Here is a 10,031-nt window from a genome sequence, read left to right as displayed (position 1 = left end):
CTTTTCAACTTCATTAAACCAGTTCCAAATGGTGATTGAGGATGTCATACCTCGGCGCAAAATCAAATTATTACTTTTGACATTGCCAGGAACTTTAGTCCGAACCACCCGACCCGCCGTTGTCCCAGCCTTGCCCCATTTTTGAGGAGTAACCTCACAAACTTCGATTACTTCTTGGGTACGTTTGAAACCTTGGCACTCCATAAAATAAGCATCTACTGGTTCTACACTACCATCCAGTTTGAGTTCCAGGTAAAAACGACTAGTAGTTAGAATTTCTAATTCAGGCATGTTTACCTCCTTGAGTCAGCTAATTGGCTTTTGAGCCATTCATAATTAATTGCTGATACTCGCCTTTCCTTTGAGGAAACTCGCAAAGAGACAACCTTGCACCTCTGCTGCTGTCTATCTAATTAGCAATCAGCTAATTAGAGATAGCTATGACAACGAGGAGCAAGTCACTCAACTATTTGACACGGAGAATAGAATGATAGCCAAACTCTACCGTCTCTGTAGCTAGCTCTTTGCTAGATGGATCGAATTTTGACGATTTATAACTGATAGGCATTACCCCGGTCAAATTCCAGCGAGCTGCCTCTTCACCCGCTTGGTTGTACAGAATCAGGGAACCGGTTTTAAGTGCCCCTTTGTTTTTCGACCCTCCTCCAAGGATTGGTTCACTGTGCGACTCTTGATGCCATAACAAGAGTCTTTTGTCTTTAGCAGAAGCCACATACACAGCCGTGATTGTCCCATTACTGACGCCAGTAACCGTAGCCTGAATCACACTTTTTCCTCCCCTAGTGACACCATAGGAGGTTGTATCCCCAGCAGATTCCAGGGTAATCTTCGGTCCAGTACAACTCTTCAACACCAGATCTTCTAGACCATCAAACTGAAGGTAAAACTTAGAACAAGCAAGAACTTCACCTTTAGCCATAGCTTATTAAACTCCTCTTTAATTTACTACAGTAAGTTGTAATTGACACGATCAACTATGCTGCCCGATTCATTTGCTCGCAAACGATTTCATACTTCTCTACGACCAAATCTGATTTATCTGTAGCCAAATCGGCTAATTGATAGGACTTAATCCAAGCTTTAGTGATGTTCCAACGCACTACCTCTTTATCATCTGAATCGTAGCCGACAATTGAACCATCTCTACGGTTTCCACTCCAGGTTCCGTCACCTCCATCACTTTTGGGCATGGTAGATTTCATCCAGTTGTAAAACTCCATGTCCCCTTCAGCAATATAAACTTCAATGGTAAAGTTGGGATTTTGCTCCCAACCTGCCGAAGTCGTTTGCCACATGGTTTTTCCATCTTTCGTTGAAGCTATGGGGGCTTTATGACCAGCTGTTTGCCCCTTAAAATTCAGCTCCGTTACACTCTTGACCATCTTCTGCTCAAGACCCTGAAATTCTACATAAAATCGACTAGTAGGGATTGGTTGGAGATCATCAGCCATCGTTCAACTCCTTATAAACTCTACACAGTAGTTGTTTTTTGACTTTTGTTGTTTGTTAGAAGGTGTCAGATTTTAGAACTTTGAAACCTGACACCAAACACGCCTTACTGGTCAGGAGACCACTGACTGATGCGGAAGATCACAAATTCAGCAGGTCGGACTGGACAAACGCCAACTTCGATATACAAACGACCCAGCATCATCGTTTCAGCGGTGTTAAGTTCCCCATCGCACTTAACGAAAAAGGCTTCCGCTGGCGTAGCACCAAACAATGCACCTTCACGCCAAAGTCGCTCTAAGAAATTATTAACCGTCCGTTTCACCCGTTCCCATAAATCCATATCGTTCGGCTCGAACACCACCCACTGAGTCCCCAGCTCAATCGATTTCTCGATGTAACTGATGAGTCGGCGGACGCTGATATAACGCCATTCCGTCTTATCGGGTTCCACCAGGGTACGTGCTCCCCAGATGCGAATACCCCGGTTTGGGAAGGTGCGAATACAGTTAATACCGATGGGGTTCAACAGCTCCTGTTCGCGGAAGTTGCAGTCGTATCCTAGACCAATTACCCCACGTGGAGTTTCATTTGCCGGTGCTTTGTAGACTCCTCGCGTTTCATCAGTACGCGACCAAACTCCCAACATATGACCACAGGGAGGAACTAAAATCGGCCTGCCACCATTACGAGGATTGGCAACTTTAATCCACGGATAGTAGAGCGCCGCAAACATAGAACGGCGGTTGAATTGGTTTAACCACTGAACGACGTGCTGAGGCTTAACCTTATCTGGGGGTGGGTCGAGAACCACCATGCGATTGGGGGGGTTGGGAGAGGAGTTTTCGCACAGGCTAATCATCAGCTCCATGATGCCGTGAACCTGCTCAATATCCAATACACCTGCTTCGTAGGCACGCATCAGGTCTGGACAAGCCAGCATGGTGATTTCGTCAATCTCGAAAATCCCTTGGATACCTGTCCGGTCATCCCTCACCCCCTGCACATCTTGTGGCAAGCGCTCTGGCGTTGGCACGATAGGGGGAAGACTGACCTCATAGCGACCATTGGCGGGGCGTCGTGCTAGGGGTTGTCCAATTTGGGACATATCGGTAACTGCCACAAACTGAGACTCTTGCAGTGCCGTTGCGACATAGTTGGCTACCCCAGGCTGGGCTTCCCGGTTCATGGTTAGATTGTCGTACCGTTCCAGTTCTTCTCCATCCCGGCTAAGCACGACCGTAAAATATTCCCCGGTATTGAAGGGGGGGTCTTCGTCGGGGTTTTCAGGGGGTATGGGCTCACCCGGAAGAATCGCCACATCGACTCGTCCATTTTCTATTTCTTCAGGCTGCATGGTGAACAGCAGCGCTGGACGGTTACCTCCCGATGTTTTAATTTTGAGTCCGGTTTCTTCCGGTGGGGGTGGCTCTGTACCCGGTAGTTGAGTGCCGATACTTACTATCCAACAGCGCCCTCCTCCATTTAAGAACCAGCCGTTGACGGCAAAGGGCAAGTAGGCATTAAAGTTTGTATAGCCATCCGAGCCTTGTTTTGCGAAATACTCTAGGTACTGGCTCCAGCTGGTTACCAACATGGGTTTACCCACTTCGGCTTCACCGCGTATATCTTCAGTAAAACCCACAAATCCAGCTATATTGGTTTGAATACCTTCAATCGGGCGGCTACCTCGGTCAATTTCTTCGACGTAGACACCAGGAGCAAAATAATCTAATCTCGCCATGAGTGGTCTTCCTGTGTTGGGTAATAGATGGGCAACGGGCAGGTTACAACCTTGCCTTTAGCTGGTCAGACTCAATCACACCTCCTTGAAGGTAGAGTTCTGGATTAGGAGGAGTGTCTTGAAGGGTGAAGGGTATTGTTACCGTCACGTACAAAGCCGGACGTAATGGCACACCCAACGCACTCCATAGCGCGGCTGTATCTGGGGAATGAGCTGTAGAAACAGTTAGTGATAAGTGACCGTGACCTTGTAACTCACAAGCAAGTAACTCCTCATTTAGGCAACGATGCTGCAATAGCAGCATTAATGCCTCTGACAGCAGACGCTGTTCCCCTAAGGCGGTATAGTCCCAGGCGCTTACTAGAAACGACACATCAAACCACATGGTTGATCCGTTCACTAGAGTCGCTTGCAGTTTACCTGGGTTATGGCTAGACTCTACCTGCCGCTCTAACTGCTGCACCTGGCTGTTTGCTCGTAGGTCATAGCAATATAGGTTTAGCCCTGGTTCCGCATTCTTTCGCCAACTAGGGTGATTGAAATCAATTTGCTCGGTACTGATTAGAGAAGTCCCCCCAGCCAGGATTTTTGCCAAGGTTTGGGCAACAGCAGGGATCATGAGACTGGGTTGGTAGACAGTACAGGATATAGATTAGATATACGCTGAACTTCTGGTTATTAGACTTTGGTCGAAATTTTAAAGAATTGTGTGATAACGGGTTGCTGAGCGAAAGTTTGACTAAAGTAGAATTTTCTTCCTGATGTAGGTTGACTATTCGACACCTATTGGTGGGGTTGTATACAGCTCTACATTCAACTGAAGGGACTCTATAATCTCAATGTCAGGGAACTCAGCTATGAAGGGTAGTCAGCAACCATTGGCTCAAGAGGAGCAGCCATTGTCCTCCACAAGCTCTTCTCCCTGTAAACCTCGCTCTCTGGATACAAGGCATGTCTTACAGCAGCAAATTCAACAATTTGCGATCGCACTGCCAGTTGTAGCCACTTGGGTTGTTTACACTGACCCCGATCAAGGCAAACGCCAATCAATTGTTCACTACACGCCCAAGCCAGGTTTCTCTTATCCTGATTTAACAGACTTAGAATCAGAGGGATGGTTGTTCGAGTCCCTGCCCACCTTGATGCTAAGAGAAGTTTTAACACTCGATAGTAGTCTGAGGGCATTTGGGTGTCTCTTGGATTTGTATCACTCCCAAGCTGAGTATTTGCTCTTATGGACAGATGCGCCTCTTTCTGATATCCAGAAACATTGGGCAGAGCAGCAGGCGCAATTTTTGATTAACTATTTAGTGATGAGTAGAGAATGTTCTCGTCAACATACAGAAATTCAATTATTGGAGCAAGTCGTTCGGCGGGCAGAACATCAGCTACGCAATCCCTTAGCCTTGATTAGTCTTTATGCCGAAAATCTAACGTTGGGTTCGCCAACAGGCCCCATGAAAGACCAAGCACAGCTCATTGGTGAAACTGTCCATGAACTGAGTAGCAGCTTAACCGATTTGCTCTCCTGTGGACAGCAAGCCAAACTGCATGTTGCCCCTCATGACCTGGGGAGCATTGTGCAGGAGAGTATTAAGGGATTGGAACCTTGGCTAGAGAAAAAACAAGTACAAATTGTCTGTGATGAGACCCCTGTTACCTTAGCGGTTGATCGTTGGCAGATGAAGCAAGTGTTTGACAATCTGCTCAGTAACGCAGTGTATTTTAGCCCCGAAGCTGGAACAGTGACGTGCAACTGGATGGCGTTTCGCGATGAAGTCCTGATTAAAGTTTCCGATCAAGGGCCAGGGCTGTCTGAAGAAGACCTGAAACAGGCGTTTACTCCCTTCTACACTCGGCGTCCAGACGGGACAGGGTTAGGTTTAGCGATCGCCAAAAAAATCATCCTCGACCACAAAGGCAGCCTGTGGGTGCAAAACCTTTCCAGTGGTGGGGCACAGTTTTCCTTTTCCCTTCCTCGATAATATAGCGTTTCTCAGATACTTGAAGCACATCAAAATATCCCATTTGCAACAAGTTAAGCCTTTCTAGCAGTTGTCAAGGGAATTGGAGAATAGATTACTAACTTTTCATACAATCAATGCACTGTTTACAGTTTTATAGTGCATATTAAGTAAATAAGTGTATTGCATCTTTCCAAATAATTAAGTAACAAATAATCTCACAAAAGAATAATTTAGGGCTTTCGGTGCAAAGTAAATTAGCCGCAGGGTTGCCGCTTTTACAGGTCTATTAGCATTCCGATATCACTACACTCTTGTAACTAATCCTTTCCAATAGTTATGGACTTTATCGACAAATTAAATCTATTTCTCAGGCAATTCTAAAGTTAAGAGAATAAATGCTGACTGAAGAAGCCACTAAGAACGCCTTTGTGATGCTCTTGACCGATGCTGTAGGGTATAACGTCTTTAACTTGATGCAGGTTTGTCCTGAGTTTACGGCTGATGTACCAAGATTAAAAGAAGAAAAGGTAGACTATGCAATCATCATGGATGGTAAATCTTACTATCCTGATTGAATGCAAATAGTATGGCGGTAACTTAGAAAATCCCAAACACAGCTCTCAACTACATCTTTACTTTCATGAAATTTAAAATGTCTATGTCTGGAGTCTCGCTTCTAGTGATTGCGGGACTTATGTTAAATATCTTTGTACTGACTCCCAAGATACTGGGAGCCTCGACTAAATCTCAGGAAGTTCTCAATTATATCGCCTCATTGAATGCTAAAACGAGTAATCAAGTTTTATCCGGACAGCAGACTGGTGATGCTGCGGGAGGTTTGAGCGGCTATAAGCAATTTGTTGAGGGGCTGTATCAGAAAACTGGTAAGTGGGTGGCAATGATTGGAATCGATTATTCTTATCCCGATGAGGTGGTGCCGTCAACGGTAAGTTCGCTCAATCAGATGGCGATAAAATACTGGAAAGCGGGTGGTCTAATTACCATCTCTGCCCATATGGGAAATCCCTGGGGCGGTGATGTGAGAAACCAAACCAATATTGGAAATTATAATGATCTTCTAACGCCGGGTAATGCTGCCTACAATGCCTGGATGAGTGATCTGAGTAAAATCGCTGACGGACTTACGGAACTCAGGGACAAGGGAGTGGTGGTTTTGTGGCGACCTTTACATGAGATGAATGGTGGTTGGTTCTGGTAGCCTAATGATCCAACCAATTTCAAACTGTTGTGGAATCAGATGTTCGATTATTTTACCAATACAAGAAAGCTCAATAATTTACTGTGGGTATTCTCTCCCAGTGCTGATTCCACAGCTGCATCATTTTTCCCCGGCAATACCCAATGTGATATTGTCGGTCTCGATTATTATGGAACCACCTTTGATGTATCCGGGTATGAGGATATGATTAAACTTGGAAAACCATTTGGGTTGACTGAATGGGGGGTTAATGCAGCGGGCGGTGATGGGACATACGATAATATCAATCTGATCAATAATATTAAAAGTAAACTTCCTGCAACATCATTCTTTGTGGTATGGAGCAGCTGGACAGGGGCAAAACTCGCTATTGTAGATAACCAAAATCCTTCGGGACTCATGAACGATTCCTGGATAATCACCCGTGATGAGATCCATAAATGATTGGCATCGCACTAAGATCCTTCACATTACCCCCAAGACACAAACCGCTCCTCTCCTTAACTTGTGACGAATGGAATAACGTGAGCCCAACCCCTTTCCTTGTAGAGAAGGGGAGTAAGAATCAAAGCCTCTCTCAAGAGTATGAGAGAGGTCAACCTCTACCGTATCTAACCGAGAACCGCTATATGTTTTTAGGCGAAAGGGACTGAGGGTTTTTTAGGCTCATGCAATGGCTAGTAGATTCTTTGCATAAATGACCCCGGAGGAGGTGATAAGTTTTACAGTGACGGAGCTAGAAACCAACTTCTGCTAGAGTGCGACCAAGGGTTGATCTCTGTAAAGTGGAAGAAAAGTGAGTAGCTCCCCTGTGAACGAGAGAGGTATCACTGATGACCACCCCTCAGCCGATTTCCATTCTGTTAGTGGATGATGACCAGCGCTTTCGCAAGGGATTACAAACCTTGCTTGACTTCTACAACAATAACGGGACGTTGCGATTTGAGATTGTCGGTGAAGCTGCTTCGGTAGAACAGGCACTCAAGTTGGCAGTAGAGCAACACCCAGCGTTGATTTTGCTCGATCTGGAGATACCTCCCAATGATGGGATAACAGCCCTACTCCGTTTAGGAGAGTTGTCTTACAAAGGTAAAGTCCTCATTTTGTCAGCCCACCGAGAAGACGAATGGGTATTTCGAGCAATGCAGGCCGGAGCTCATGGCTATGTATTTAAAGACCGTATTGCCAGTCAGTTGTGTGAAGCGATCGCAACCGTCATGAATCATGAAATCTACCTGGCTCCAGAAGTTGCCACGCACTTTTTCCGACTGTTTCACTTCTACGCTGGACGTTCGCTTCAAGCTAGTCAATCCGTTCACTTAACCGAACGAGAGCGGGAAGTCTTACACTGGTTAGTCCAGGGAGCGTCTAACGAACAAATCGCTGAACATCTTTACATTACCGTCGCGACCGTTAAAGCTCATCTAACGGCTATCTTTGAAAAACTAAAAGTTACCAGCCGGACTCAGGCCATTGTCAAAGCTTTAAAACTGGGTCTGGTTTGTGCTTAATTGCTTTTGCGTAATATTGAAACGACTATAACAAAAATGCTTATCCTTAAAGAATTCTGGCGAGGAAGTGGGCAGGTTGAACCAGCCAATGACCCGCAGAAACCAGTTTCAACAGCGCGGCTTCATCCTTGCTCCTGAACCCCAAACAGCCATGAGTAATTATTTGGCGATCGCCACAGTAACCGCAACCTTGCAAAGAACCTTACAGGCAACTGTACAGGTAGACGTAGATGGGGCAAGGGTGACAACCGTTCGCCCCGATAGTGTCGGGAGTGGTACGCCAGAAACCGGGGTTAACCTTTATCTATACAACGTGGCTCATAATCCCGCTTGGGGTAATGCGGATTTACGTACTCGTAACTCAGAGCGAGATTTCCTCAAGCGCCCGTTGGTAGCACTAGACCTGCACTACCTGATCAGTTGCTATGGGAATGAAAATGAGTTGGAACCCCAACGCCTGATGGGTAGTGTTGTACGCACGTTTCATGCGCGATCTGTGTTGACACGGGAAGTCATTGAGGACACAGTAGCCGACTCCACCTATAGTTACCTGGCGGATTCTAACCTGGCGGATCAGATGGAGACGGTCAAATTAATCCCCTTGTCCCTTTCGATGGATGAGTTATCTAATTTATGGTCTGTATTTTTGCAGACGCCGCACTCTCTATCTGTGGCTTACGAGGCCAGGGTTGTCTTGATCGAGAGCGATGATATCCCTCAAAGAGCATTACCCGTGCGCGAACGTCGATTTTTTGCCGCACCGAATCAGCCCCAGATCGAACAAGTCGTCCCTCAGGCGGGGAGGCTTCAGCCGATTTTGGCAGATAGTACATTGATTATCCAAGGTCAGCGGTTGCAGAGCAGCCTCACACTCTTAAGTATTGGTGGGGTGAAAATAACGCCCCAGCAAGTCAGTACAACCCAAATCGTCTTACCCCTTTCGTTGCTGCCTGCGGGTTCGTTACGAGCAGGTGTGCAAAGCTTACAGGTGATTCATCCCAGACCAACCGTTACGTCGGCAGGCCGTAATGCGAGACTTGTGCCCCAGGAGATGCGCGGCATTGAATCGAACGTCGCCGCCTTTGTGGTGCGCCCGACCGTTCGGGAAACCAGCCTTTCAAACTTAGACGAGACGGCGGATGACTTACGTACTGCCCAAGTGACGGTGGAAATTGATCTGCTGATCGCGAAAACGCAGCGAGCAGTATTGCTGCTCAATGAACGCTCCATTACGAGACCCGCCGCTTATCTCTTCGATGCTGCACTACGAACAGAAGACACTAACTCAATAACATTTTCCATTTATGATGTAAAGCCTGGAGAGTATCTCGTGCGTGTACAGGTGGACGGTGCCGAAAGTTTACTAAATGTGGATACCAACTCCAATAGTCCGACCTTTGAACAATATATTGGCCCTACCGTAGTGATTCCATGAAGGGTAACGCAAAGAACAATTGGCAAGAGGCGAACCAGCACTCCTTAATGACAGCACTGGCTGAGGTGCGCGAGGCATTAGAGGCCAAAGTTAAGAGAGAGGGCGACACGGGGAAATTTTCAACCTCTGCTCCTGTTTCACCTGCTCCAGCATTAGATCAAGTCTGTACAACCTTTGGCTTGTCGTTGTTTGAGCGGGATGTGCTGCTGCTGTGTGCTGGGATGGATCTAGATAGCAATTGGGCTTCTTTGTGTGCCGAGGCTCAGGGTGATTCAAAGAAAAATTATCCTACCTTTAGTTTGGCCTTGGCGGTGTTGCGAGAACCGTCTTGGAGTGCTCTGACTCCGGCTGCTCCCCTGCGGCGGTGGCGGCTAATTGAATTGGGGACTAGCAATGCTCTTACGACTGCGCCTTTACGTCTGGACGAGCGAATCTTGCATTATCTGGCGGGTATCCCACAAAAGCGTACTGAGGGCTAATGGTTGATTGTCAGGTTGAGCATGACTTAGGTGTCCTTCATCTTCCTTTCGCTCTATCTGTTGTGCGTTCCATTTCCCCATTGCCTGAGTACTAGCGGCATGAATTCCGGGAGTATTGAGATTGAACTGTGACACTAAGGTATCCACTAGCCCATTCAGCTCTGAAACGTTTTCGCCCAAAGCCTGGTTCCATATAGCACGCTGTT

The 10,031-nt window shown here is 46.6% G+C and carries 10 protein-coding genes and 2 pseudogenes; 6 read left to right on the top strand and 6 right to left on the bottom strand.

What is annotated here, in order from left to right:
• From V6C93_RS22915 to V6C93_RS22895, 5 genes are all read right to left on the bottom strand, one after another.
• A partial coding sequence (locus tag V6C93_RS22915) for a phage tail protein (protein ID WP_333478986.1) occupies nt 1–291 on the bottom strand: 291 nt, incomplete at its 3' end.
• Nucleotides 292–466: 175 nt separating this feature from the next.
• Nucleotides 467–940 (bottom strand): phage tail protein, encoded by a 474-nt coding sequence (locus tag V6C93_RS22910; protein WP_333478985.1) that lies wholly within the window; start codon nt 938–940, stop codon nt 467–469.
• 55 nt (nt 941–995) lie between these two features.
• Entirely contained in the window at nt 996–1,472 is a 477-nt protein-coding gene (locus V6C93_RS22905; protein WP_333478984.1) for a phage tail protein, read from the bottom strand.
• Between the two features lie 104 nt (nt 1,473–1,576).
• Complete coding sequence (locus V6C93_RS22900; protein ID WP_333478983.1) at nt 1,577–3,214, bottom strand: phage tail sheath family protein; 1,638 nt, start codon at nt 3,212–3,214, stop codon at nt 1,577–1,579.
• Between the two features lie 43 nt (nt 3,215–3,257).
• Nucleotides 3,258–3,833, bottom strand: coding sequence for a Pvc16 family protein (locus tag V6C93_RS22895; RefSeq protein ID WP_333478982.1), 576 nt, complete (start codon nt 3,831–3,833; stop codon nt 3,258–3,260).
• Nucleotides 3,834–4,071: 238 nt separating this feature from the next.
• Here V6C93_RS22895 and V6C93_RS22890 point away from each other — a divergent pair, with 238 nt between their 5' ends.
• From V6C93_RS22890 to V6C93_RS22865, 6 genes and pseudogenes are all read left to right on the top strand, one after another.
• On the top strand, nt 4,072–5,199 hold the full coding sequence (locus V6C93_RS22890; RefSeq protein ID WP_333478981.1) for a HAMP domain-containing sensor histidine kinase: 1,128 nt from the start codon (nt 4,072–4,074) through the stop codon (nt 5,197–5,199).
• Nucleotides 5,200–5,576: 377 nt separating this feature from the next.
• On the top strand, nt 5,577–5,756 hold the full coding sequence (locus tag V6C93_RS22885) for a hypothetical protein (protein ID WP_333478980.1): 180 nt from the start codon (nt 5,577–5,579) through the stop codon (nt 5,754–5,756).
• Nucleotides 5,757–5,821: 65 nt separating this feature from the next.
• Nucleotides 5,822–6,844: pseudogene (locus V6C93_RS22880) on the top strand (glycosyl hydrolase).
• 389 nt (nt 6,845–7,233) lie between these two features.
• Nucleotides 7,234–7,911 carry a response regulator transcription factor gene (locus V6C93_RS22875; RefSeq protein WP_333478979.1) on the top strand — a complete coding sequence of 226 codons (678 nt, stop codon included), beginning with the start codon at nt 7,234–7,236 and terminating at the stop codon, nt 7,909–7,911.
• A 151-nt stretch (nt 7,912–8,062) separates the two neighbouring features.
• Entirely contained in the window at nt 8,063–9,346 is a 1,284-nt protein-coding gene (locus tag V6C93_RS22870) for a DUF4255 domain-containing protein (protein ID WP_349262808.1), read from the top strand.
• Complete coding sequence (locus tag V6C93_RS22865; protein WP_333478977.1) at nt 9,343–9,825, top strand: hypothetical protein; 483 nt, start codon at nt 9,343–9,345, stop codon at nt 9,823–9,825. Before V6C93_RS22870 ends, V6C93_RS22865 begins: the two co-directional genes overlap by 4 nt.
• Here the strand turns inward: V6C93_RS22865 and V6C93_RS22860 are convergent.
• Nucleotides 9,760–10,031: pseudogene (locus tag V6C93_RS22860) on the bottom strand (ATP-binding protein); the annotation flags it as partial. The gene V6C93_RS22865 and the pseudogene V6C93_RS22860 sit on opposite strands and share 66 nt — an antisense overlap.

Origin of the sequence: Allocoleopsis sp. (assembly GCF_036703385.1) — a bacterium.
In the GTDB taxonomy this organism is placed as follows: Bacteria; Cyanobacteriota; Cyanobacteriia; order Cyanobacteriales; family Coleofasciculaceae; genus Allocoleopsis.
This window is presented reverse-complemented; position numbering and strand designations above follow the sequence as displayed.